The organism is Streptococcus sp. E17BB (assembly GCF_041807725.1).
GTDB lineage: Bacteria > Bacillota > Bacilli > Lactobacillales > Streptococcaceae > Streptococcus > Streptococcus entericus.
This window is the reverse complement of sequence record NZ_JBGTZC010000032.1, coordinates 1-23,665: the sequence shown is the minus strand read 5'-3', so window position 1 is coordinate 23,665 and position 23,665 is coordinate 1. Positions and strand designations below refer to the sequence as shown.

General features: G+C 47.8%; 27 protein-coding genes. All 27 read left to right on the top strand.

Translation table 11 applies throughout. From position 1 onward, the window contains the following. Positions 1-342: 342 nt before the first annotated feature. The 27 genes from yycF to ACERC7_RS08185 all read left to right on the top strand — a co-directional run bounded on the left by yycF (position 343) and on the right by ACERC7_RS08185 (position 23,514). Positions 343-1,053, top strand: coding sequence for a response regulator YycF (gene yycF / locus ACERC7_RS08315; protein WP_373666678.1), 711 nt, complete (start codon positions 343-345; stop codon positions 1,051-1,053). Next, the gene (gene vicK, locus ACERC7_RS08310; RefSeq protein WP_373666677.1) at positions 1,046-2,395 is read left to right on the top strand and encodes a cell wall metabolism sensor histidine kinase VicK; all 1,350 of its coding nucleotides are present in this window, start codon (positions 1,046-1,048) and stop codon (positions 2,393-2,395) included. Before yycF ends, vicK begins: the two co-directional genes overlap by 8 nt. Before the next feature lie 5 nt (positions 2,396-2,400). Next, entirely contained in the window at positions 2,401-3,201 is an 801-nt protein-coding gene (locus ACERC7_RS08305; protein WP_373659303.1) for an MBL fold metallo-hydrolase, read from the top strand. 54 nt (positions 3,202-3,255) lie between these two features. After that, a complete protein-coding gene (locus ACERC7_RS08300) occupies positions 3,256-3,393 on the top strand; it encodes a hypothetical protein (protein WP_373659304.1) in 138 nt (45 codons plus the stop codon). A gap of 109 nt (positions 3,394-3,502) precedes the next feature. Continuing rightward, a complete protein-coding gene (locus tag ACERC7_RS08295; protein WP_373666676.1) occupies positions 3,503-4,417 on the top strand; it encodes an LPXTG cell wall anchor domain-containing protein in 915 nt (304 codons plus the stop codon). Between the two features lie 245 nt (positions 4,418-4,662). Next, positions 4,663-5,370 carry a DUF6261 family protein gene (locus tag ACERC7_RS08290; protein WP_373666675.1) on the top strand — a complete coding sequence of 236 codons (708 nt, stop codon included), beginning with the start codon at positions 4,663-4,665 and terminating at the stop codon, positions 5,368-5,370. 177 nt (positions 5,371-5,547) lie between these two features. Then, positions 5,548-6,240 (top strand): ribonuclease III, encoded by a 693-nt coding sequence (gene rnc, locus ACERC7_RS08285; protein WP_373666674.1) that lies wholly within the window; start codon positions 5,548-5,550, stop codon positions 6,238-6,240. A gap of 1 nt (position 6,241) precedes the next feature. Next, complete coding sequence (gene smc / locus ACERC7_RS08280) at positions 6,242-9,781, top strand: chromosome segregation protein SMC (protein WP_373666673.1); 3,540 nt, start codon at positions 6,242-6,244, stop codon at positions 9,779-9,781. Positions 9,782-9,790: 9 nt separating this feature from the next. After that, a complete protein-coding gene (locus tag ACERC7_RS08275; protein ID WP_373659310.1) occupies positions 9,791-10,351 on the top strand; it encodes a DapH/DapD/GlmU-related protein in 561 nt (186 codons plus the stop codon). Positions 10,352-10,354: 3 nt separating this feature from the next. After that, on the top strand, positions 10,355-11,194 hold the full coding sequence (locus tag ACERC7_RS08270; protein WP_373666672.1) for a thymidylate synthase: 840 nt from the start codon (positions 10,355-10,357) through the stop codon (positions 11,192-11,194). A gap of 350 nt (positions 11,195-11,544) precedes the next feature. After that, positions 11,545-12,054 carry a dihydrofolate reductase gene (locus tag ACERC7_RS08265; protein ID WP_373659312.1) on the top strand — a complete coding sequence of 170 codons (510 nt, stop codon included), beginning with the start codon at positions 11,545-11,547 and terminating at the stop codon, positions 12,052-12,054. A gap of 3 nt (positions 12,055-12,057) precedes the next feature. Beyond that, complete coding sequence (locus ACERC7_RS08260) at positions 12,058-12,231, top strand: hypothetical protein (RefSeq protein WP_018367348.1); 174 nt, start codon at positions 12,058-12,060, stop codon at positions 12,229-12,231. Positions 12,232-12,246: 15 nt separating this feature from the next. Beyond that, complete coding sequence (gene clpX / locus ACERC7_RS08255; RefSeq protein WP_373659313.1) at positions 12,247-13,473, top strand: ATP-dependent Clp protease ATP-binding subunit ClpX; 1,227 nt, start codon at positions 12,247-12,249, stop codon at positions 13,471-13,473. A gap of 10 nt (positions 13,474-13,483) precedes the next feature. After that, positions 13,484-14,080, top strand: coding sequence for a ribosome biogenesis GTP-binding protein YihA/YsxC (yihA, locus tag ACERC7_RS08250; protein ID WP_373666671.1), 597 nt, complete (start codon positions 13,484-13,486; stop codon positions 14,078-14,080). 64 nt (positions 14,081-14,144) lie between these two features. Further along, entirely contained in the window at positions 14,145-14,354 is a 210-nt protein-coding gene (locus tag ACERC7_RS08245; protein WP_373666670.1) for a hypothetical protein, read from the top strand. A gap of 155 nt (positions 14,355-14,509) precedes the next feature. Further along, positions 14,510-14,950, top strand: coding sequence for a VOC family protein (locus tag ACERC7_RS08240; RefSeq protein ID WP_373666669.1), 441 nt, complete (start codon positions 14,510-14,512; stop codon positions 14,948-14,950). Positions 14,951-14,959: 9 nt separating this feature from the next. Continuing rightward, a complete protein-coding gene (locus tag ACERC7_RS08235; RefSeq protein ID WP_373666668.1) occupies positions 14,960-15,352 on the top strand; it encodes a VOC family protein in 393 nt (130 codons plus the stop codon). 238 nt (positions 15,353-15,590) lie between these two features. Next, positions 15,591-15,821, top strand: a complete 231-nt coding sequence (locus tag ACERC7_RS08230) for a YkuJ family protein (RefSeq protein WP_018367342.1) — start codon at positions 15,591-15,593, stop codon at positions 15,819-15,821. 218 nt (positions 15,822-16,039) lie between these two features. Continuing rightward, positions 16,040-16,735 (top strand): phosphoglycerate mutase, encoded by a 696-nt coding sequence (locus tag ACERC7_RS08225; protein ID WP_018367341.1) that lies wholly within the window; start codon positions 16,040-16,042, stop codon positions 16,733-16,735. A gap of 199 nt (positions 16,736-16,934) precedes the next feature. Then, positions 16,935-17,756 carry a lipoate--protein ligase family protein gene (locus ACERC7_RS08220; protein WP_373666667.1) on the top strand — a complete coding sequence of 274 codons (822 nt, stop codon included), beginning with the start codon at positions 16,935-16,937 and terminating at the stop codon, positions 17,754-17,756. Then, positions 17,753-18,946 (top strand): NADH-dependent flavin oxidoreductase, encoded by a 1,194-nt coding sequence (locus ACERC7_RS08215; protein ID WP_373666666.1) that lies wholly within the window; start codon positions 17,753-17,755, stop codon positions 18,944-18,946. Before ACERC7_RS08220 ends, ACERC7_RS08215 begins: the two co-directional genes overlap by 4 nt. 2 nt (positions 18,947-18,948) lie before the next feature. Then, positions 18,949-19,926, top strand: coding sequence for an MsnO8 family LLM class oxidoreductase (locus ACERC7_RS08210; RefSeq protein WP_373666665.1), 978 nt, complete (start codon positions 18,949-18,951; stop codon positions 19,924-19,926). A 15-nt stretch (positions 19,927-19,941) separates the two neighbouring features. Next, on the top strand, positions 19,942-20,274 hold the full coding sequence (locus ACERC7_RS08205) for a glycine cleavage system protein H (protein WP_373659321.1): 333 nt from the start codon (positions 19,942-19,944) through the stop codon (positions 20,272-20,274). 1 nt (position 20,275) lies between these two features. Beyond that, a complete protein-coding gene (locus tag ACERC7_RS08200) occupies positions 20,276-21,055 on the top strand; it encodes a protein-ADP-ribose hydrolase (protein WP_373666679.1) in 780 nt (259 codons plus the stop codon). Positions 21,056-21,153: 98 nt separating this feature from the next. Continuing rightward, the gene (locus tag ACERC7_RS08195; protein ID WP_373666664.1) at positions 21,154-22,029 is read left to right on the top strand and encodes a deacetylase SIR2; all 876 of its coding nucleotides are present in this window, start codon (positions 21,154-21,156) and stop codon (positions 22,027-22,029) included. 42 nt (positions 22,030-22,071) lie between these two features. After that, complete coding sequence (locus ACERC7_RS08190) at positions 22,072-23,091, top strand: lipoate--protein ligase (protein WP_373666663.1); 1,020 nt, start codon at positions 22,072-22,074, stop codon at positions 23,089-23,091. 6 nt (positions 23,092-23,097) lie between these two features. After that, positions 23,098-23,514: a GNAT family N-acetyltransferase gene (locus ACERC7_RS08185; protein WP_373666662.1), complete on the top strand. Its 417-nt coding sequence runs from the start codon at positions 23,098-23,100 to the stop codon at positions 23,512-23,514. Positions 23,515-23,665: the final 151 nt, after the last annotated feature.

Sequence of the window (23,665 nt, the reverse complement as noted above, 5' to 3'; positions counted from 1 at the left end):
TATGTGTCTTTCTAATGAGTTGTTTAAGCACTTTTCATTGTAGGTCATATGGAACTTTTTTTCTACACTCAAAAGGCTCTATAATCTCCATGGTGGATTTACCCACTACAGAAATTATAGAGCCGCTTTTGATGTATTGTAGAACCAAGTCATGGACGACAGACTTTGCTTTAGAACAGCAACAGTGAGGTGTGCCTCTCTAAAAAGTTAGACGTTTGGACTTTATTTTTCATTTAAGATTGAGGGACTATACTAGGTACGACTTAACGTTTCCCATCTGTTGGAATTTTTGATATAATCAAAATAGCGTTAAACTGTTAATGAGAGAAACGAGGATACCGCATGAAAAAAATACTGATTGTAGATGATGAACGCCCGATTTCAGATATTATCAAATTTAACTTGACCAAGGAAGGATATGAGACAGTCACTGCTTACGACGGACGGACAGCTGTGACCTTATTTGAAGAGGAGAAACCTGATTTAGTCATTTTAGACCTGATGTTGCCAGAACTTGATGGTCTCGAAGTGGCCAAGGCCATTCGGAAAACCAGCCATCTCCCGATTATCATGCTCTCAGCGAAAGATAGCGAGTTTGATAAGGTCATCGGTTTGGAAATCGGAGCAGATGATTATGTGACCAAGCCCTTTTCCAATCGAGAATTGTTAGCTAGGGTCAAGGTCCATTTACGCCGTTCTGAAACCATCGGAGCTGCGGTGACTGAAGAAACGGTTGTTGGTGGTCGTAAAACAATTGTTGTTGGTGACTTGGAAATCGTTCCAGATGCCTTTGTGGCGAAAAAACATGGTCAAGAGTTGGATTTAACCCACCGGGAATTTGAACTCCTGCACCACTTGGCTAACCATGCTGGTCAAGTCATGACTCGTGAGCATTTGCTTGAAACGGTCTGGGGCTATGATTATTTTGGTGATGTACGTACAGTTGATGTGACCATTCGTCGCTTGCGCGAAAAGATTGAAGATCAGCCAAGCCGACCAGAATATATTTTAACCAGACGTGGTGTTGGATACTACATGAAATCTTATGACTGATGTGATTGAAAACCTGAATCTATTTGAATTTACCCTACTTGCCTTGTTGGGGCTGGTCGCTCTTTATTTCTTTTATTTGGCCATGCGAGAGTACCATGAAGCGCAGCTCATCAAAAAAATAAACAAAAAAGTTGATTCCCTAATCAAGGGAAATTACGCAGATGTGCTTGATGTCAAGAGTAAGTCAGGTCTAGGGGAGTTGGCTACGCAGCTCAACGACCTGTCAGATGTTCTGCATGCCAACCATGAGAATTTGTCGCAGGAAAAAAACCGCCTATCCTCTATTTTGTCCTACATGACAGATGGGGTTTTGGCGACCAATCGTTCCGGACAAATCATCATGATTAACCAGATGGCTCAACGTCACCTCAATCTGAGTAAAGAAGCAGCGCTGAAGATGAATATTGTTGACCTGTTTGACCATGATCAGCGCTATACCTACCATGATTTGGTGTCAAAGACCCCAACAGTGACCATTCGCCGTCGTAACGAATTTGGCGAATTTATCGCTCTGTGGCTGCGTTTTGCCCTCAACCGTAGAGAGTCAGGCTTTATCTCAGGGCTTATTGTGGTGATTCATGACACGACTGACCAAGACCGAGAGGAGCGTGAACGCCGTCTCTTTGTGTCTAATGTTAGCCATGAGTTGAGAACCCCTTTGACTTCGGTCAAGTCCTATCTGGAGGCCCTCGATGAAGGCGCTCTTCGTGAGGAGGTGGCACCAGACTTTATCAAGGTATCGTTAAATGAGACCAATCGCATGATGCGGATGATTTCTGATTTGCTCGCCTTGTCACGTATTGACAATCAGGCCACGGCGCTGGATGTCGAGATGATTAACTTTACAGCCTTTATGACCTCTATTTTGAACCGATTTGATTTGATAAAAAATCAGCAAACCAACAGCGGTAAATTTTATGAACTGGTGCGGGATTATCCCATCAATTCAATTTGGATAGAGATTGATACAGACAAGATGACACAGGTGATCGAAAACATCTTGAACAACGCCATCAAGTACTCGCCTGATGGTGGTAAAATCACGGTGTCGATGAAGACAACAGACAGTCAATTGATTGTCTCGATTTCTGATGAAGGGTTAGGGATTCCTAAGAAAGATTTGCCCTTAATTTTTGACCGGTTTTACCGTGTAGACCGCGCCAGAAGCCGTGAGCAAGGTGGCACAGGTTTGGGCTTGTCCATTGCCAAGGAAATCATCAAGCTCCATGATGGCTTTATCTGGGCGAAAAGTGATTATGGGAAAGGGTCGACATTTACCATTGTCTTGCCGTATGAAAAGGATCCGACTGTTTTGGATCTGGATGATTGGGAGGAGGATTGACCTTTTTGGAACAAGGATTTAAGTATAGTATTTTAGCATCTGGGTCAACAGGGAACTCCTTCTATTTGGAGACGCCAAAGAAACGTTTTTTGGTTGATGCAGGCCTGTCAGGGAAAAAAATTGTGAGCCTTTTGGCGGAAATTGACCGCAGACCAGAAGACTTAGATGCCATTTTTGTCACTCATGAGCACAAGGATCATATCTACGGGGTCGGTGTACTGGCTAGGAAATATGGGTTGGATGTCTATGCCAATGCGAAGACCTGGTCAGCGATGGAAGGAGCCCTTGGCAAAATTGATTTAGAGCACAAGCATATTTTTGCGGAAAATACGGTGATGACCTTTGGGGATTTGGACATCGAAAGTTTTGGTGTCAGTCATGATGCGATCTCACCACAGTTTTACCGCTTCATGAAAGACGACAAAAGCTTTGTCATGCTGACGGACACGGGCTATGTGTCTGACCGCATGGCAGGCATTATCGAAAACGCAGATGCCTACCTCATCGAGTCTAACCACGACATCAATATCCTGCGTGCGGGCTCTTATCCTTGGAGCACCAAGCAGCGCATCCTCTCGGATAAGGGACATCTCTCCAACGAAGATGGAGCTGCTGCTATGATTCGGACGTTGGGCAACCGCACCAAGCGTATCCACCTCGGGCACCTGAGCAAGGAAAATAACATCAAGGAACTGGCCAATTTGACCATGACGACCAGCCTCCAGCAGGCGGACATCGCCGCAGGCACAGGGGTCAAGATTTATGATACCTCGCCGGACAGCGCTAGCCCCCTGATGAAACTCTAATCAAAACAGCCTTCGGGCTGTTTTTTTGAGGGCAATCGCCGAGCAGGGAGAGGAATGTCACTTGAGCGCCTCACAACAATCAGATTAGTCGCCGCCTTCGGCGGCTATTTTTATCAAAAACAGTGCCTGATGACAAAGACCATACTGCTGAACAGCCTGACCAAGGCAGGTTTTTATGTTACAATTTCTTAACAAATGAGCAAAAACCTTGACAAAATGCCTATATACTAGTATATAGGACTTGACCTTTCAGGCCAAGCCCTTCTAAAAGTAATACTTTTTAAGGAAAAGGAGGGAGTTTATGAAAAAACTTCTCAAATATGGGGTTGCGAGCTTGTCGCTGGCCACCCTGGGTGTGGTCACCACAGCGACGGATGTGCCTTTTATTGGGGCAACTATTGTCAATGCCGACGAGGCGAACACAAGTATTATTTCCGTAAGCTATTTCGGTCGCGATCCGCAGGATGACAATTTTTTTGCAGAGTTGCGGGGTAAGAGTTATTTTGATGTTCCTAACGGTCAACCATACCGAGTGGAGTTTCCTGACTTTCCGGGTTACACTTTTGATTGTTGGATTCCAGCAAGTGAGCTAGATACAGCCCTTAATGGCGGAGGAAGTACCCAGTTTGCAGAGTTTACTCCTGAAGGTGGTATTCACGGTATTTTTGTTGTCTACAACAAGAAGCCTTTAGACCCAGCTCCAGCTGATCCAAAACCGACTACCCCAGCCACCCCACCGACCGATAATAGTGGTGGCACTGATGTTCAAGACCAGACCCCACCAGCCGAAAATAGCGACCAAGGTAGTGGGTCAGAATCCCAAACACCTCCATCTGACGATGAGGATAACACTTCCGTGACCTCACCAGCCACGCAAGCAGACAAAGAAGACCTGTCCGCCACCCGCAACCAACTCTTAGCTCAGGTGGACAAGTCTCGCCTGACCGATGAGCAAAAGGGTGAGTTGGCTGTCAACATCGCCTTTGCAGAGACAGCAGAGGAGCTGGACAAGCTCAAGGCAGATCTGACCAGCTTGACAGCTAATCAATCAGCCCCTGCGTCAGCAGATAAACCAGCGACAGCTGACAAACCTGCGCCATCAGCAGCCAAGACCCTGCCAACCACGGGTGAGCTGACTACAGAAGCCCTGACCGCTATGGGAGTGTCTCTAGTGCTCTTTGGCCTTGGCTTGGCTAAGGCTCGCAAAACCAAGTAAAACTATTCAAACCCGATGACCGACCGTTGTCGGGTTTGTTTCTCATCTGTCAGAAGCTCTGAAAGCGAGAAATCCGAACACTACTCTCTATCAGAAATTCTGATATTGCTAATAACGAATGATTGAAGCCGTCAGATGTTCTGACGAGGCAAATTCCTCTGGCGCCAGCTGCTCAGACCTTCTGACGGCTGGTCGCTCAAGAACCTGAGCCTGTCAGAACTTCTGACCGTACAGAAAGGACTGTTATGACGAAAAAACTCGTTTCCCTCAATCACGCCAACCTCCGCCACGCGGAAGCCAGTCAGTTTCAGACCCGCTTTCTCGATGACTTGGACAAGTCAGGCATTGACCTGTCGACAGATGAGCTGGTCACTCGCTTGGTGGCTGACCTGCGCACCCAGCTCCGCCCCTTTACCCGCTCTCTGGAGCAGGTGCGAGCCAGTAGTAAGTCCGCCGACATCGCTAAGGTCGATGAACAGCGTGACCGTGATTTTCAAGCCCTCAAGGACAGCCTGCGCCCCTATCGCAGCAGTCGTGACGAGGCGGAGAAAGCTGCCTACACTAGCCTCAGACAACTGCTTGACCAGTACAAGCTGACCGCTAAGACCAACTACGAAGCCCAGACTGCCCTGTTGACCACCCTCTTGGTGAAATTGGCTGGCGCCCCCTACCAAGACCAGCTGACCATCCTTGGCATTGACCGCTTTGTCACCAAGCTGAGTGCTAGCCAGACGGCTTTTGAAGCTGCCTTTTCCGCCCGTTCTCATGAGGGCTTGACCAAGACCGTCAGCGATGTTAAGCAGCTGCGGAAAAGGGCCTTTGCGCCTTACCAAGACTTGGCAGACTACACAGCTGTCCTAGTACGGGTCAAGGGAGACCAGTTCTATCTGGCTGTGCTAGCTGTCCTCAACAACAGCCGTGCTTACTACGCCGACCTCTTAGCTAGACGATAACCCGTCTTGGTCAGTCAGATAGCAGTTGAGATGCAAGGTTCTGTTCCAAGTTCCATGGCTTAGGGTGCAGGTCTTGACCTGCTCTTGTCCAACATGTTAATCAGATTAGCTTAACTCGCTCATTTGAGCGAGTTTTGTGCTATAATAAGAGAAACCGTTTGAAGAGAAAGGAATCTTATGACCATATTAGTTAATCACTTGCAAGCTGTTTTTGGTATTGCCTTTTCCGACCAGAATTTGCTTGACACGGCCTTTACCCATACGAGTTATGCGAACGAACACCGCCTCCTAAAAGTTCCACACAATGAGCGCTTGGAATTTTTAGGAGACGCGGTTCTGCAACTCATCATCTCTCAGTACCTTTATCAGAAATACCCTAAAAAGCCAGAAGGGGATTTGTCTAAGTTGCGTTCAGCCATTGTCCGTGAAGAAAGCCTGGCTGATTTTTCCAGACGTTGCGGGTTTGACCGCTTTATCAAGCTCGGTAAGGGTGAGGAAAAAACTGGAGGTCGCCAGAGGGCTGCCATTTTAGCTGACCTCTTTGAGGCTTTCTTAGGCGCTCTGCTATTGGACAAAGGCATCAGCTGTGTTGAAGACTTTTTGCAAGAAGTGGTCATCACGCAGGTGGAGCAGGGGAATTACGCCCAAGTGTCAGACTATAAGACCGCCCTTCAGGAGTTTCTCCAGAGCGATGGCGATGTGACCATCAGTTATCAGGTGGTCAATGAGACAGGACCTGCTCACGCTAAGGTCTTTGGGGTCGCCGTTTTTGTGGACGGCACCTGTATCGGCATGGGTGAAGGCAAGTCTAAAAAAATAGCAGAGCAGGCAGCTGCCAAGATTGCCCTCGACCAGTTACAGCGAGGTTAAGATGTTTTTAAAAGAGATAGAAATGCAGGGCTTCAAGTCCTTCGCAGATAAGACCAAGGTAACCTTTGACCAAGGGGTTACAGCGGTCGTGGGACCAAATGGCTCTGGAAAATCAAATATCACAGAGAGCCTGCGCTGGGCACTGGGGGAATCCTCTGCCAAGAGCTTGCGGGGGGGCAAGATGCCTGATGTCATCTTTGCAGGGACGCAGGATCGTAAGGCGCAAAATTATGCGGCTGTCAAGGTTACTCTGGATAATAGTGACGGCTTTATCGCCTCAGCTGGTAAAAGTATTCAGGTGGAGCGCCATATCTACCGCAACGGCGATAGTGATTACCTGATTGATGGGAAAAAGGTTCGGCTCAAGGATATTCATGACCTCTTTATGGATACAGGTCTGGGGCGGGATTCCTTTTCCATCATCTCGCAAGGGCGTGTTGAGGCCATTTTCAACAGCAAACCAGAGGAGCGCCGCGCCATCTTTGAAGAAGCGGCAGGTATCCTCAAGTACAAGACCAGAAAAAAAGAAACCCAGACCAAGCTCAATCAAACTCAGGACAATTTGGACCGTCTGGAAGACATCATCTACGAGCTGAACAGTCAGATAAAGCCCTTGGAAAAGCAAGCCAAGACAGCTAAGCTCTTCCAAGGCTTGGAACAAGAGCGTTCTGGCTTGCAACTGGATATTTTGGTGGCGGATATCGGGCTAGAAAAAGATAGGGAAGCCCGTCTTAGCAAGAAAATCGAAGAAGCCCAGTCAGCCTTGGCAGACTACCATGAGCAACGCCGACAATTTGAAGTCGATAACCAAGCTCTAAAAACCAAACGGCAAGCTCTGGCTCAGGAAGTGTCCGAGACCCAGGCGACGATTTTGGGCTTGACACGATTAGCTGCCGATCTCAAGGGGCAGCTTGAACGCTACCAACTGGAGCGTGACCAGTCCAATCGGACAAAAGAAGAAACCAGTCAACAACTGGTTCAGCTCAAGTTGAAAATCCAAGAGACAGACCATGAGCTGCTGACCAGTCAGGAACACTTTGGGCAACTGACCCACCAATTAACACAAATCAATCAGGAACTTGTGGATTTGGACAAGGGGCTGGCACGACTTACCCAGACACCTGATCAGGTCTTAGAGGAGTTGCGTGAAGACTATGTTCAGTTGATGCAAACAGAAGCTGACCTGTCCAATAAACTGACGCTGCTGGAGGCGGAGTTGGAGCAGGAGAGCCAGATGTTGGAGAGCCAGCGTGCTGAAAACGAGCAGGTGACCAAAGATTTGGCAGAGGTCAAAGCGAGTGCCCAAGCTGCCTTAGCTGGCTATCAAGCCAGTCAACAAAAAGTAGCAGAACTCCTGACGGCCTACCAAGAGCTGACCGAGCAACTCACCAGCCAACAAGACCGCTACAGCAGGGAGCAGACTAAATTGTTTGATCTGCTAGATGCCATAAAAACCAGAGAAGCTAAAAAGTCTAGTCTAGAAGCTATTCAGAAAAATCACAGCAATTTCTACGCTGGGGTACGGGCAGTCTTGCAAGCAGGGGAACGCCTTGATGGTATTATCGGTGCGGTCAGTCAGTCCTTGACCTTTGATAGCCGTTACCAGTTAGCCATGGAGATTGCTTTGGGAGGTGCCAGCCAGCACATCATCGTTCGCGATGAAGCGGCAGCCAAGCAAGGCATTGCCTACCTCAAACAACACCGCCAAGGTCGGGCAACCTTTCTGCCCTTAACCACCATCAAACCTCGCCAGCTTGCTCAACACCAACTGGATAAGCTCAAGGCTAGCTCAGGTTATCTAGGTCTTGCTAGCGATTTGGTGCGTTTTGATGCGACCCACAGACATATCTTTCATAACCTGCTGGGGGTGACTGCTATCTTTGAGACTACTGAGCAGGCTACATTGGCAGCTCGTCATCTACATTATCAGGTGCGCTTGGTTACTTTGGACGGGACAGAGTTGCGACCAGGTGGCTCCTTTTCGGGAGGTGCCAATCGCCAGCAGTCCACGACCTTTATTCAGCCAGAACTTGATATGCTTTTGGGCGAAATAGCAGAGCTGAAAACAGCCATGTTGGAGCAGGAACAATTGGTCGGTGGCATTCGACAAACCATCGACCAACTAGAGGAGGAGCAGAGCCTGCTAAAAGAAGAAGGCGAGCTCGCTCGCTTGACAGAGCAAAGGGACAGATTGGCCTATGACCAATTATCTGAGCGCCTAGCTGACCTCAATAGAATCCAGGATACCTTGCTCGCTCGATCAAGCGGGGAACTAAATCCTGACCTGTTAACCAACCGTCAGCACTTGCAAGACCAGTTGGCTAATCTTCAGACGAAGAAAGCCAATTTGACGGCTGATATTGAGCAATTGCGGCAAGATAAGGACAGCCTCAATCAACAACTGGACAAGCAACGTCACCAATTAGCTCAGAGCCAGATTCGTCAGCGCGAACTCCAGTCGGAATGCCGATTTGAAGAGAGTACGATAGAGCGTCTGACCAAGGAATTAGCTGAATTAACAGCAGAGCAAGAGCGTCTGGAAACGTTCCTCAACAGCGAGCAACTACAGTTGACTCCTGAGACGATTGAGCACTTAACCCAGCAAAGCCAAGCGGTACAAGACCGCCAAAAAGAAGAGGAAAGCAAGTTGATTCGCCTGAATTTTGAGTTGGAGGATTGCGAAGCGAGTTTGGAGGATTTGGCGGAGCACCTAGGCAAGGTCAGTCAGAGAAACGATGGCTTGATTCGTCAACAAGCGACCTTGGAGGTTCAGTTCGAACAGGTTCAAGAGCGATTGCAGTCTTTTGCGAGACGCTTATCAGAAGACTACCGTCTGTCCTTTACGGAGGCGCTTGAAAAAGCTAGACCGTTAGAGCAGCTTGAACAGTCTAAGAAGCAGTTGAAAGACTTGAACAAGCAGATTAAAGATCTAGGGCCCATTAACCTTGAGGCCATTACCCAATTTGACGAGGTCAATGAGCGCTTGACCTTCTTATCAGGTCAACGTGACGATCTCTTAGGTGCGAAAAATATGCTTCAAGCGACCATTGATGATATGGACGGTGAGGTCAAGGCGCGCTTTAAGACCACTTTTGAAGCCATCAGAGAGAGTTTCAAGACCACCTTTACCCAGATGTTTGGCGGCGGTTCAGCAGATTTGCTCTTGACCGAGCCTGATATTTTGACGGCAGGTGTGGAGATTTCCGTCCAACCTCCTGGTAAGAAAATCCAATCACTCAACCTCATGTCAGGTGGGGAGAAAGCCCTCTCGGCGCTCGCTCTGCTATTTGCCATCATCCGCGTCAAAACCATCCCCTTTGTCATCTTGGACGAGGTGGAGGCGGCGCTCGATGAGGCTAATGTCAAGCGCTTTGGTGACTACCTCAACCGCTTTGACAAGTCCAGCCAGTTTATCGTCGTCACCCACCGCAAGGGGACCATGGCAGCGGCGGACAGCATCTACGGTGTGACCATGCAGGAGTCAGGCGTGTCCAAAATCGTGTCTGTCAAGCTCAAGGAAGCTCAGGAAATGGTAAAATAGGAGAACGATATGGAAGAAGACATCAAACCATCAACAGTTATCAGCGTTAATGGCCCAGCCTTTAAGGCTATTCATGACCGCGTTGCAGCCAACCAGCCTTACTTTGCTGTCTTGCAAGATGCGAGCAGTAGTAGACAAGAGGTGGAAGAGGCTTTTGCCGCCATGACAGGACAAGCACTAGACGAGAGTGTGAGCATCAATTTTCCCCTTTACACAGATTACGGTGCCAATATTCGCCTTGGTAAGTCTGTTTTTATCAATACTGGCGTGATGTTGACCGATTTAGGGGGGATTCAGATTGATGACCATGTTCTGATTGCACCTTTTGCCAAATTGCTATCTGTCAACCACCCGACTAACCCTAAGGAAAGACGGGGACTGATCTTGCAACCTGTTCATCTCAAGGAAAATGCTTGGATTGGAGCAGGGGCAACCATTTTACCAGGAGTGACAGTTGGTAAAAATGCGATTGTCAGTGCTGGGGCTGTGGTGACCAAAGACGTTCCAGACAATGTCATCGTTGCAGGTGTTCCGGCTTGCGTGATAAAAGAGATTGAAGAGATAGACTAACACATGACCAAAGCAGACCACATTTTCAAAGACAATATCAATAAAATCATGAACGAAGGGGTCTTTAGCCAGCAGGCTAGACCCAAGTACAAGGACGGCACAACAGCGAACTCCAAGTACATCACAGGTTCCTTTGCCGAGTACGATTTGAGTAAGGGTGAGTTTCCCATCACGACCCTGCGCCCTATTGCTATTAAGTCGGCGATCAAGGAGATTTTCTGGATTTACCAAGACCAGACCAGCGACCTCGATGTTCTGAGAAACAAGTACGGAGTGACCTACTGGAACGACTGGGAGATTGGGGAAACAGGCACTATCGGCGAGCGCTATGGGGCTATCGTGAAAAAACATGACATCATCAGAAAATTGCTCAAGCAGTTAGCTGACAACCCTTGGAATCGTCGTAATGTTATTTCTCTCTGGGATTATGAGGCCTTCGAGCGCAGCGAGGGGCTCTTGCCCTGTGCTTTTCAGACCATGTTTGATGTGCGGCAGGTGGGTGATGACATTTACCTCGATGCGACCCTGACCCAGCGCTCTAACGACATGCTGGTGGCTCACCACATCAATGCTATGCAGTATGTGGCTCTTCAGATGATGATTGCCAAGCGTTTTGGCTGGAAAGTCGGTAAATTTTTCTATTTTATCAACAATCTCCACATTTACGACAACCAGTTTGAACAGGCTGAGGAACTGCTCCGCCGTGAGCCGACAGCTTGTCAGCCACGGCTGGTGCTCAATGTCCCTGACGGCACAGACTTCTTTGCCATCAAGCCAGAGGACTTTGAATTGGTAGACTACGACCCTGTCCTGCCTCAGTTAAAATTTGATTTAGCGATTTAAGCCAGATAAAAACAAGTTATAAGCTCTAGAACTATCTAGACGGTTTCCATGAAAATGGCACAGCTATTGTCATTTAGGACTTGTGACGGTTTCATTGCTCAAGCAAAGATGGCTGTTTTGCCTTGGCTTTGGCGACAGCTAGATATGCAGTTGTCAGATCTTACAGCAAAACAGCAACGCTGACCATGATAACTAGCTGATTAAGCCGGTCGGTCAGTGTCTCATCTGGGATGAGGCCGACTGAACATCAGTCTTTGTGATAGAGGCGAGGGTGCTCGAAAAGTTTTTTTCGAGCATTTTTTTGCTAAATTTGATAAAATAGTAGAACTGAGACTGTGGAAAGGAGAGGTATGACTAAGAAAATCATCGCCATTTGGGCACAGGATGAAGCAGGTCTTATCGGACGTGACAACCGTTTGCCATGGCATTTGCCTAGAGAGTTGCAGCATTTTAAGGAAACGACCATGCACCAAGCGCTGGTGATGGGGCGTGTGACCTTTGACGGCATGAACCGGCGTCTTCTACCTGGTCGTGAGACCCTGATTCTCAGCCGTCAACCTGATCAGATCGACACTACTGGCATGACCGTCTTATCAAGCCCTGAGGCCGTTCTTGACTGGTTCAACCAACAGGACAAGAACCTCTATGTCGTCGGTGGCGCTAGCATCTATCAGGCTTTTGCGCCTTATTACGACCAACTGGTGGTGACGCGGGTTGCTGGAGAGTTTGCGGGCGATACTCATTTTCCACCGTTTGATTGGTCGGCCTATCGGCCAATAGCAGAGCAGACTTTTGTAGCTGATGAACAGAACAGTCATGCCTTTACCGTCACCACTTATGAACGGATTAAGGAGGATTAGCGCATGCAACGTAGCATTTTTGGCGTCTTTACTGCCTTTCTCTGTGGGATTTGCATTTTAGCAGCCATTCCAGCCCTACAGAAAAAACGCTATGGCTTGGGTATTTTTTTCCTACTTAACGCCTTCACTAATATTGTGGTGACTATTCATGCCTTTTACGGCACCTTATTCAAATAAAAACTCGAGGATATTATGGCAAATCGTAAAAGTGATATTTTAGTCCACTGTTCTTTCTGTGGTAAAAATCAGGAAGAAGTCCGAAAAATCATCGCCGGAAAAGGCGTCTTTATCTGTAACGAATGTGTGGCGCTCTCGCAAGAAATTATTCGAGAGGAATTGTCCGAGGAGATTTTAGCAGAGTTGACCGATGTCCCTAAGCCAAAGGAATTGCTTGACATTCTCAATACTTATGTTATCGGACAGGACCGCGCCAAGCGGGCACTGGCTGTGGCGGTTTATAACCACTATAAGCGCATTAGCTTTACGGAAAGTCGTGACGATGACGATGTGGACTTGCAAAAATCAAACATTCTCATGATTGGCCCAACAGGGTCAGGCAAGACCTTCTTGGCGCAGACCTTAGCCAAGAGCCTCAACGTGCCATTTGCCATTGCAGATGCGACGGCATTGACTGAGGCAGGCTATGTGGGTGAGGATGTGGAGAATATCCTGCTCAAGCTCATCCAAGCTGCTGACTACAACGTCGAGCGTGCCGAGCGTGGGATCATCTACGTCGATGAGATTGATAAAATCGCTAAAAAATCAGAGAACGTCTCCATCACTCGTGATGTCTCTGGCGAGGGTGTCCAGCAAGCGCTTTTGAAAATCATTGAGGGGACGGTTGCCAGCGTGCCACCGCAGGGCGGTCGTAAGCACCCTAACCAAGAGATGATTCAGATTAACACCAAGAACATTCTCTTCATCGTTGGCGGTGCTTTTGATGGCATCGAAGACATCGTCAAGCAACGTTTAGGTGAGAAAGTCATTGGTTTTGGTCAGAACAGCCGCAAGATTGATGAAGATGCTTCCTACATGCAGGAAATCATCGCAGATGACATTCAGAAATTTGGACTGATTCCAGAGTTTATCGGTCGTTTGCCTGTGACTGCAGCCCTTGAACAGCTGACGGTGGATGACTTGGTACGGATTCTGACAGAACCGAGAAATGCTCTGGTTAAACAATATCAGGCTCTCTTGTCCTACGATGGAGTGGATTTGGAGTTTGACGAGGATGCCTTGCAAGCCATTGCCAACAAGGCCATCGAGCGGAAAACAGGGGCTCGTGGCTTACGCTCGATCATCGAAGAGACCATGCTGGACGTTATGTTTGAAGTCCCAAGTCAGGAAGAGGTCAGTCTGGTTCGCATCACCAAAGACGCGGTGGAAGGAACAGACAGACCCATCCTAGAAACCGCTTAGGAGCTCTGCCATGTCCCAAGAAACCTTAAACACGCACAAGGCCAGCCTGCTTCTGTCAGCGGCCAATAAGAGCCACTACCCACCTGACGACCTGCCAGAGATTGCCCTGGCTGGGCGGTCAAATGTGGGCAAGTCCAGTTTTATCAACACCCTGCTGGGGCGTAAAAATCTGGCTCGTACTTCCAGTAAACCCGGTAAGACCCAACTGCTTAACTTTTATAACATTGATGATAAAATCCGCTTTGTTGATGTGCCAGGCTATGGCTACGCCAAGGTCTCAAAGACTGAGCGAGCCAGATGGGGAAGGATGATTGAGGAGTACCTGACCAGTCGGGAAAACCTCTATGCAGTGGTCAGTCTGGTTGACCTGCGGCATGACCCGTCGGCGGATGATGTCCAGATGTACCAGTTTCTCAAGTACTATGAAATTCCTGTTATTGTCGTGGCGACCAAGGCAGACAAAATTCCGCTCGGCAAGTGGAACAAGCACGAAGCAGCCATCAAGAAAAAATTAGCATTTGAGCCGACAGATACCTTTATCATCTTCTCATCCGAGACCAGACAGGGCTACGATGAGGCTTGGGAGGCCATTCTAGGGCGTTTATAGTTGGTAACAGTTTTTCTTTGCTAAACGTCATTTTTGGTAAAATAAGGTTAAGGAGGGTTGTCCAATGAAAAAAGTTCTTTGCTCTCTGATAATCGGTTTCGTTAGCTTGCTCTTAGCTATACTGGTTTTTCCCCAGTCAGTTATCGCTGGATCGATGCTGATTACTGCGTCTTTGTTCTCGGTAGTCTATGCCTTGTTTAGCCTTTATCAGGTCAAACCTAAGCTAGCTGAATATGTTTTTGAAGTTATTGTTAATGCCTTGATGTGGCCATAAAGAAAAAATCGCTGATGTTAGCGATTTTTCTTTTATTTCTAAAGTTCATCAACTACTGATGGGATATCGGTATCATCATTTCAAATCTTTTGCGAGAAAGTTTAGCTTTAAATGTGTTATAATGAGCTCTAAACAATTTAAGGAGAACATTACTTTTGATTAAATCTATTGAACTTTACCTGGTGACTGACGGAAATGGCTTGGAAGCTGTTGACTTTTACAAAGATGTTTTTGATGCTGAGGTGGTAGCAGTGACGACCTTTGGTCAAGCCATTCCCGATACACCAGAAGAAAAAAGTCATTTAGTCCTCAATGCCAACCTTAATATCAATGGCATCCGTTTGCAGATTTCAGATAACAATCTCGACCACCCTTATATCCAAGGGACTAATATGACCGCCTGCATTCAGCTAGATCGTGCCGAAACAGCGACTGCGCTTTACAAAAAACTTAGCCAAGACGCCAAGGAAATTCAGCTGGAACTTCAAGAGACGCCTTGGAGACCGGCCTATGGCATTGTGATTGATCAGTTTGGGATGACCTGGCAGATCAACACTGATATTGCAGGCTTTGAGTCACAAACTGTCCAATTTTAAGGAGGGGGCATGTTTACAGAACAGTTCTCGCTGATGCTCTATGTTGCTGATGTGACTGCCGAACAAGCCTTTTGGGAGGCGGTTGGTTTTGAGATTTTAGCGACAAGTGAGCAGATGGGCTACCAGAGCTTTGAGATGCGCTCACATGCCAAAAGTAGCACAACCATTAAGGTATACGACAAGGCCTTTATCCAACAGTTCTCGCCTGAGGTAGCGGACCATGTGCTTAGCATTCTTTTTGAGAGCGACGACATTTATGCCTTACAGGCAAAAATAGCAGAGCAGACCGACACAGCAAGCCCTGTCCAAACGGAACCCTTTCTGACCTTTAATTTTGCCAGCCCAAGTGGGCATTATTTTGCGGTTAAAGGGCGCTCATCAGATGGGTCAACTACCAACTAGGGAAAATTTAAAGAGCGTTTCGATAACGACAGCTTGTTATCCTAGTCGCTGGTTTTTCCACGATAGTCTGTTCGGAAGTTGTAAGGTCAAACCATGTATTAGTCCTTTTGGAGCTCCTTATTGTGCCCAAAAGGCTCGTCCATGAGTAAAAATGGTTCATTTTAGCGATTTTACTTTTTATTCTAGTCATTCTATGGTAAAATAGGAAAGTAACTATAAGAATGAGGAGAATACTCTGATGGAATCACATTTGGTAAGAATCATTAATCGCTTGGAGCTGATGGCGACTGATGGTGGTAACTTAAAACGTAATTTTGAACGCGACGGTGTTGTAGTGGCAGAAGTGGCTTTCAGCAACGACCCTGAAAATGGTCCGACCTTTACCTTGCGTGATGTGGCGGCTCGCGAAACCTATACCTTCGACAGCATCGACCTCATTGCGATGGAAATCTACGACTTGCTGTATTAAGCAAAAACGCAACGACTGGGTAACTGGTCGTTTTTTGCTGGTTTGCCTTTAGTTGGGAGCATTGGTTTTTTGAGAATTTTTCTAGGAACATGGCAGAGCGGACAGCTTGCTCGGCTATTTTCCAAAAAAATGCAAATTTTAGTAGCATTTTTCACAAAAATCCTGTAAAATAATAAGAGTAATTGGGCTTAGACCCATTAGAAAAAAGGAGAAACACAATGGTAAAATTGGTTTTTGCTCGCCACGGTGAGTCTGAATGGAACAAGGCTAACCTTTTCACAGGCTGGGCTGATGTAGATTTGTCTGAAAAAGGAACACAACAAGCGATTGATGCTGGTAAACTGATTAAAGCAGCTGGTATCGAGTTTGACTTAGCTTTTACGTCAGTTTTGAAACGTGCGATTAAGACCACAAACTTGGCGCTTGAAGCCGCTGACCAGCTCTGGGTACCAGTTGAAAAATCTTGGCGTCTCAACGAGCGTCACTACGGTGGCCTCACTGGTAAAAACAAGGCAGAAGCGGCTGAGCAATTTGGTGATGAGCAAGTCCACATCTGGCGCCGTTCATACGATGTTTTGCCACCAGATATGGCAAAAGACGATGAGCACTCAGCACACACAGACCGTCGTTACGCTCACCTTGATGGTTCTGTTATTCCAGATGCTGAAAACTTGAAAGTCACTCTTGAGCGTGCTCTTCCTTTCTGGGAAGACAAGATTGCGCCAGCTCTTAAAGATGGCAAGAACGTCTTCGTGGGTGCTCATGGTAACTCTATCCGTGCCCTCGTAAAACACATCAAGCAACTGTCCGATGACGAGATTATGGATGTGGAAATTCCAAACTTCCCACCACTGGTCTTTGAATTGGACGACAAGTTGAACCTTGTTAAAGAGTACTACCTTGGTGGTGAATAAGGCTTAAGGTGACTCTTATTGAGAGTAGAGGATTGCATCCTTATCCTGTCAGCCTATCAATCCTGTTGACCGTTTGGTTCATCAGGATTTTTTGATGGTTTGTTAGGAGATGGTCACGGTGCAGCCGACCGATTTTAATGTTTTTTCTTCCGTGATGCGTTAGAAAATATGCTATAATATCTAAGGAGGCAAGATAAGAATGACAAATCAACTCAGCCGCTTGGGCCTTTATCCGATAGAAGTGTTTGATGAGCAGGCTAGCCCCTTTGTCTGGACGGAGGTCCTGTTAAGGGAAATCAATCGCCATCCTGACCAAGTGATTGTCCATCTCTGGCCCTTGGAGAAAACAGTTATTCTGGGGATGCTGGATCGGCAAGTACCGTACTTAACTGCTGGTCTTGAAAACATCCGCTTGGCGGGTTATCAGCCTGTGATTCGGAATTTGGGAGGACTGGCTGTTGTCGCGGATGAGGGGGTGTTGAATTTTTCCCTCTTTCTTCCCCAGTCGGCTGATGAGAAGTTGGAAATCACGTCTGCTTATCATCTGATGAAGGAGCTGATAGAGGCCATGCTGGCTGACCAGCAGGTAACGATTGAGGCTTATGAGGTGACTGATTCTTACTGTCCTGGGAATTTTGATCTCAGTATCAAAGGTAAGAAATTTGCAGGGCTAGCCCAGCGACGGATTAAAGATGGGATTGTGGTGTCCATTTACCTGAGCGTCTGTGGTGACCAAGCCAAGCGGGGGCAGTTGGTGGCAGATTTTTACCAAGCTGGTCTTGCTGGAGAGGAGACTGTTATCAGCTACCCTGAGGTTAATCCTGCTGCCATGGCTAACCTGTCTGAGCTCTGTGGTGTAGCCTTTACGGTGGCTGATATGATAGATCGTCTGATGAGGGTTTTGCGACAGCTAGGGCAGTCGGTGTCTATTTACCAACCGACACCGGCTAATTACAGCGATTTTGATCATTTTGAGACCTTAGACAGGGAAAAACAGGCTGTCACAGGAGGTCAGTCATGAGCACAGACCGCACGCTTTTTACCCCTCTGGTATTGCCAAATGGGGTTCAGTTAGCCAACCGCTTCGTTCTGTCGCCTATGGTGACCAACTCTTCATTGAAGAGCGGGGCAGTGAGTCCAGAAGACTTGGCCTATGCCAGCAGGAGAGCCCATTCGGCGCCCTTGCAAATCACGGGAGCGGCCTATGTCGATCCTTACGGACAGTTGTTTGAGTACGGTTTTAATGCAGCTGAGGACGAGATGGTCGAGGGGCTGTCCCAGCTGGCGCAAGCTATGCAGGCGGACGGGAGCAAGGCCGTTTTACAGCTGACCTATGCCGGTCGCTTTGCCAGCCATGCCTTGACTCGCTTTGGCTTTGTTTATGGTCCAAGCCCTATGAAGCTTAAAACGCCCTTTCCTCATGAGGTGCGTGAGTTAACCGAAGATCAAATTGAGGCAATTATTGAGAGCTATGTGGCAGCGACCCGTCGTACGATTCGTGCAGGGTTTGCTGGGGTGGAGATTTCTTCTGCCCAGCGCTTGCTGATTCAGACCTTCTTCTCGACTTTTAGCAACCAACGTAGGGACGCTTACGGTTGCCAGACTTTGGAGACGAGAGCCCGCTTGACTTTGGAGATTTTCAGACGGGTGCAGGCAGTGGTTGACGCAGAAGCTCCTGATGGTTTTATTCTGGGATTTCGAGCAACACCTGAGGAGACCCGTGGTGCTAGTATTGGCTACAGCATTGAGGAATTTTGCCAGTTGTTGGACTGGCTTTTGGACATAGCAGAGCTGGACTATTTGGCTATCGCGTCGTGGGGGCGTGAGGTTTATAAAAATCGAGTCCGCAGTCCTGGTCAAAATCAAGGGCGCTTGGTCACAGAGGTGATTCATGAGCGATTTGGCAATCGCTTGCCAATCATGGCGACTGGCGGAATCAATACGGCTGAAAAGGCCGAGGAAGCCTTAGCTCATGCAGATTTGGTTGGCTTATCAACACCTTTCTTGGTTGACCCAGAGTTCGCTCTAAAGATAGAAACAGGGCAAAAAGATGCGATTCAGATGTTGATTAAACCAGAGGATTTAGCGGAACTTGCCATTCCACCAGCAGCTTTCAAGGACATTGTGCCCTTGATGGACTATGGTGCAGCCATTCCTGCACCCTCACGAGATTTGTTTAGGACGCTTGAAAGCAACTACAAGGAGAAATGACCATGAAGATTAGTGTGATTGATTATGGCATTATTGATGAGGGAAGAACACCAGAACAAGCCCTGCAAGAGACCGTTTTGCTAGCCCAACAAGCGGAGAAGTTGGGGTATCATCGGTTTTGGGTAGCCGAGCACCACAATGTGCCAGGCTTTGCCATCTCAAGTCCAGAGTTACTTTTGGCTCATTTGGCAGCCAAGACTCAGACTATAAGGCTTTCGACCGGTGGCATTATGGCCTTGCATTATAATGCTTTTAAGCTGGCGGAGACGGTGGCAACATTGACCACCTTGGCACCTCATCGTCTAGCTATCGGTTGGGGGAACTCACTTAGCACTAGTCTAGTGTCTGAGGCGCTTCAGAGCCGTTATCGCTCTGAGGAGTTTGAGCAGGTGCTGGCTGATGTGGCAGGATATCTGACCACTGCACAAGCTCCCTTTGCTAATCCTCGCTTGAGTCGTTTGCCCCAAGCTTTTACCTTAGGGATGGGCGGGGGATCAGCAGAGGTGGCGGGTCGTCAAGGGCTGGGCTATGTGCTAGGGCTCTTTCCCTACCTCTTTCAGGAGCCTTATGGACTGATTAAAGAGGCTTTTGCCCGATACCGAGAAAGCTTTAGCCCGTCAGTTTTTATGACTCAGCCTTATACCGCTTTGGCCCTCTTTGTGGTGGTGGCTGATACGGAAGCAATGGCAGAGCGACTAGCTCATGCCACTAGTGTCTGGTTGTTAGGGAAGGAAAATTTTAGTGAGTTTCGCTTCTTTCCTAGCCCAGAAACAGCTGACCGCTATGCTATTGCCCCAGAAGACAAGGAAAAAATAGCCAAGCAGCGAGAGCGACTCATTGTTGGAACGCCTGATATGGTGTCGGCACGAGTGCAGGACCTTGCTCAAGCAGGGCAGGTGGACGAGGTCGTTTTAGTACCTGTGGTATCAGGCTTTGCTAATCGAAGCCGAACCCTAGAATTATTAAAAGAATTGATTTAAAAAGGAGACAAACCAATGAGAAAATTTGCCAACTACCTCTGGGTAGACAAGACTGATGACATTTACACCATCAGCATGACGCCTGAATTGCAGGACGATTTAGGAACAGTAGGTTATGTGGAGTTTACAGAAGGGGAAACTGTTGCTAAAGACGAGGTTATCCTTAACTTAGAGGCTTCGAAGACAGTTATGGGTGTTCTATCGCCCTTGGCTGGTCGTGTAGTTGCCCGCAATCTGGCAGCGGTTGACCAACCAACCTTGCTTAATTCAGCCAAGCCCGAGGACTATTGGTTGATTAAACTAACAGATGTTGACCCAGCGGCCTTTGATGGCTTGGAAGATGCTTAATCTGACGGACCAATTAGCGCTCTTGCAGGAGATGATTGAGCTCTTGGTGACAGAAAGATCCTCAGCTCCTTCGTCCAGTCCAGCTGATGCTGGTCTCCTATCCGTCTGGCGGGGCTTGGTCAACACCCGTCCTGCCCAGCCTGTGTCAGCGACTTATCTGGCTTTGGAAGACCGTTTTTTGAGCTGGTGGAACAGCCGTTCGGTTAAGACTTTGGCAGACTGCCAGCAAGTGGCTGACCAGATTTACCTCTATGAGGGTGATGTGACGCAATTGGTGGTATCAGCTATTGTTAATCCTGCGAATAGCGAGCTTCTGGGGTGTTTCCATGCCAATCACCTCTGTCTGGACAACGCCATTCATACCTTTTCAGGGGTGCGATTGCGCCTGACCTGTGCGCGGTTAATGGCAGAGCAGGGCAGAAAGGAAGCCGTGGGGCAGGCTAAACTGACTCTAGCCTTTCATCTGCCAGCAGACCGTGTGATTCATACAGTAGGGCCATTTATTCCAGCTGGACAGGCAGTATCACCCATCAGGGCTAGTCTGCTCAGGCAGTCCTATCTGGCTTGCTTAGCTCTAGCCAAGCAGGAAGGACTGGAAACTATTGCCTTTCCCTGTATCTCGACAGGTCAATTTGGCTTTCCGAGACAAGAGGCGGCGCAGATTGCTCTTGAGACAGTTCGAAACTGGCTGGCAGAGACAGGCAGCCAGATGACGATCGTTTTTGCCCTCTATACAGAGGAGGATAAGCAGATTTACCAAGAGTTGCTAACAGGCGAGTAGAGATGCCAGTAGCTGCGAGGATAACCTGATGTCCTATCGTGAGATGTGCTTGCCCATGATACTTTTAGTATGCCTTAAAAAATTATAAAGGAGACCCTATGACCTGGACGACCTTGTCCCAAACCAATCTCACTCAGGCTCAGCAACTGGCTGGCTTAATTGTAGAAGCTGATGCCATTGTCGTTGGTATCGGTGCGGGCATGTCAGCAGCTGATGGCTTTACCTACATCGGCAAGCGTTTCGAGGACGCTTTTCCTGATTTTATCGCTAAGTATGGTCTCTTGGACATGCTCCAAGCCAGCCTCTTTCACTTTGAGAGCTTAGAGGAGTACTGGGCCTTTCAGAGCCGTTTTGTGGTGTTGAACTATTTGGAGCAGCCAGTCGGGCAATCCTACCTTAACCTCAAAAATATTCTAGCTCTCAAACCCCACCACATTATCACGACCAATGCCGATAACGCCTTTGCAGCAGCTGACTATGACCCTGATACCGTTTTTCATATCCAAGGCGAGTATGCCCTTTGGCAGTGTAGTCGCCATTGCCATGCCCAAACCTATCGTGATGACGAAAGGATTCGGCAAATGGCAGAGCAGCAGAGTCAGATGAAGATTCCACGTGAGCTGATTCCCTACTGCCCTGTCTGCTATGCACCGATGGAAATCAACAAGCGCAATGCTGACAAGGGAATGGTGGAGGATGCTGACTTTGATGCCCAAGAAGAACGTTACAAGAACTTTTTGAAAGAGCATGAGACAGGCAAGGTAATTTATCTGGAAATTGGAGTTGGCTATACAACTCCACAATTTATCAAACAGCCCTTTCAAGAGCGTACCCTGGCTAACCCAGATGCCCTCTTTGTCTCACTAAATCAGAAAAGTTACCGTATTCCGATAGACCTTAGACCTCAAACTCTGACTCTGACGGAGGACATCGCTCAGCTTCTGTCGGCGACAGCTCGAGAGTTAGTGGGATGAGGCTATTAACCAGACTAAAAAGCAGCTAAAAAGGAGGTTTGCATGTACCTTATTGAAATGATTCGTGACGGCCAGTATGTGACCCATGGCGCCTATGCCATGGCCATGCAGGTCTATGTCCAGCAGCATATCTTCCTAGATGAAGATATTCTTTTTCCTTATTTCTGTGATCCTCATGTTCAGATTGGCAAGTACCAGAATGCTGCGGCAGAGGTCAATCAGGACTATATCGACCACCATCAGTTGCCTATCGTGCGGCGAGATACGGGGGGTGGTGCCATCTATATTGACCGTGGCGCAGTGAACTTTTGCTACCTGACTAGCGATATGAGTTTGTTTGGTGACTTTAAGCGAGCTTATGAGCCTGCCATTACAGCGTTCAAGAGCCTGGGTGTGTCCTTAGTAGAGCAACGCGGTAGAAATGATCTGGTCATCGAGGGGAAAAAGGTGTCGGGCTCTGCCATGACCATCACCAATAACCGCATCTATGGCGGCTACTCTCTCCTTTTAGACGCTGACCACGAGGCTATGGAGCAGGTGCTAAACCCCAATCGCAAGAAAATGGCGTCGAAAGGCATTGCTTCTGTACGCAGTCGCGTAGGGACGATTCGGGAGTATTTGGCGGAGGAATACCAGAGGGTCACTGCTGATGAGTTTAAGGACTTGATGATTTGTCGCTTGATGGGGATTGACGAGGTCGGCCAAGCCAAACGCTATGTGCTGACGGACGAGGACTGGGCAGCCATTGACCGCTTGGTCGCTGAAAAATACCAGAATTGGGAGTGGACCTTTGGCAATTCCCCTCAATACAGCTACCAACGTGACGGTCGCTTTGCCTGTGGGACCATCGAGATTCATTTGGAAATAGAGAAAAGTCGGATTGCCAGCTGCAAGATTTACGGTGATTTTTTTGGCAAGGGAGATATTGCTGAAGTGGAAGTCGCTCTTCTTGGAACTCGGATGATTGCAGAAGAAGTTGAAGCGGTCTTGAACAAGTTGGACTTGCCAACCTATTTTGGTCAGGTCACCGCGACTGAACTGACAGGATTGATCTTTAGCTGAGGTATGATGATGGACTATAGAGAGATTAACCAGTTGACCATAGAGGAAGCTCTTCCTCTCTATACTGCTGTTGGCTGGACCGACTATACCAAAAATCCTGACACCTTAGCAAAAGGGTTACAACAGTTACAACAGTGTCTCTACCACCTTGCTGCCTATGATGGCGAACAGCTAGTTGGGCTATTGCGGGCGGTTGGTGATGGGGTAACGATTGTCTTTATTCAAGATATTTTGGTTCTACCAGACTACCAACGACAGGGCATTGGGTCAACCTTGATGACCAGAACCCTGGAACGGTTCTCGGGTGTTTATCAGTGTCATCTTTTGACCAATCAAACGGAGAAAACGCGTGCTTTCTACACTAGTCTTGGCTTCAAAGAAGTGAGTGAGCAGGCTTGTGCGGCCTATACTTTTGTCAACTAAAAAACCCCACCAATTGGTGGGGTTTATTGGCTCTATAATTTCTGTAGTGGGTAAATCCACCATGGAGATTATAGAGCCTTTTGAGTGTAGAAAAAAAGTTCCATATGACCTACAATGAAAAGTGCTTAAACAACTCATTAGAAAGACACAT

Coding starts and splice junctions, on each gene's coding strand:
- yycF (WP_373666678.1), top strand. CDS start 343: ATGAAAAAAATACTGATTGTAGATGATGAACGCCCGATTTCAGATATT.
- vicK (WP_373666677.1), top strand. CDS start 1,046: ATGACTGATGTGATTGAAAACCTGAATCTATTTGAATTTACCCTACTT.
- ACERC7_RS08300 (WP_373659304.1), top strand. CDS start 3,256: ATGTCACTTGAGCGCCTCACAACAATCAGATTAGTCGCCGCCTTCGGC.
- ACERC7_RS08295 (WP_373666676.1), top strand. CDS start 3,503: ATGAAAAAACTTCTCAAATATGGGGTTGCGAGCTTGTCGCTGGCCACC.
- ACERC7_RS08290 (WP_373666675.1), top strand. CDS start 4,663: ATGACGAAAAAACTCGTTTCCCTCAATCACGCCAACCTCCGCCACGCG.
- rnc (WP_373666674.1), top strand. CDS start 5,548: ATGACCATATTAGTTAATCACTTGCAAGCTGTTTTTGGTATTGCCTTT.
- smc (WP_373666673.1), top strand. CDS start 6,242: ATGTTTTTAAAAGAGATAGAAATGCAGGGCTTCAAGTCCTTCGCAGAT.
- ACERC7_RS08275 (WP_373659310.1), top strand. CDS start 9,791: ATGGAAGAAGACATCAAACCATCAACAGTTATCAGCGTTAATGGCCCA.
- ACERC7_RS08270 (WP_373666672.1), top strand. CDS start 10,355: ATGACCAAAGCAGACCACATTTTCAAAGACAATATCAATAAAATCATG.
- ACERC7_RS08265 (WP_373659312.1), top strand. CDS start 11,545: ATGACTAAGAAAATCATCGCCATTTGGGCACAGGATGAAGCAGGTCTT.
- ACERC7_RS08260 (WP_018367348.1), top strand. CDS start 12,058: ATGCAACGTAGCATTTTTGGCGTCTTTACTGCCTTTCTCTGTGGGATT.
- clpX (WP_373659313.1), top strand. CDS start 12,247: ATGGCAAATCGTAAAAGTGATATTTTAGTCCACTGTTCTTTCTGTGGT.
- yihA (WP_373666671.1), top strand. CDS start 13,484: ATGTCCCAAGAAACCTTAAACACGCACAAGGCCAGCCTGCTTCTGTCA.
- ACERC7_RS08245 (WP_373666670.1), top strand. CDS start 14,145: ATGAAAAAAGTTCTTTGCTCTCTGATAATCGGTTTCGTTAGCTTGCTC.
- ACERC7_RS08235 (WP_373666668.1), top strand. CDS start 14,960: ATGTTTACAGAACAGTTCTCGCTGATGCTCTATGTTGCTGATGTGACT.
- ACERC7_RS08230 (WP_018367342.1), top strand. CDS start 15,591: ATGGAATCACATTTGGTAAGAATCATTAATCGCTTGGAGCTGATGGCG.
- ACERC7_RS08225 (WP_018367341.1), top strand. CDS start 16,040: ATGGTAAAATTGGTTTTTGCTCGCCACGGTGAGTCTGAATGGAACAAG.
- ACERC7_RS08220 (WP_373666667.1), top strand. CDS start 16,935: ATGACAAATCAACTCAGCCGCTTGGGCCTTTATCCGATAGAAGTGTTT.
- ACERC7_RS08215 (WP_373666666.1), top strand. CDS start 17,753: ATGAGCACAGACCGCACGCTTTTTACCCCTCTGGTATTGCCAAATGGG.
- ACERC7_RS08210 (WP_373666665.1), top strand. CDS start 18,949: ATGAAGATTAGTGTGATTGATTATGGCATTATTGATGAGGGAAGAACA.
- ACERC7_RS08205 (WP_373659321.1), top strand. CDS start 19,942: ATGAGAAAATTTGCCAACTACCTCTGGGTAGACAAGACTGATGACATT.
- ACERC7_RS08195 (WP_373666664.1), top strand. CDS start 21,154: ATGACCTGGACGACCTTGTCCCAAACCAATCTCACTCAGGCTCAGCAA.
- ACERC7_RS08190 (WP_373666663.1), top strand. CDS start 22,072: ATGTACCTTATTGAAATGATTCGTGACGGCCAGTATGTGACCCATGGC.
- ACERC7_RS08185 (WP_373666662.1), top strand. CDS start 23,098: ATGATGGACTATAGAGAGATTAACCAGTTGACCATAGAGGAAGCTCTT.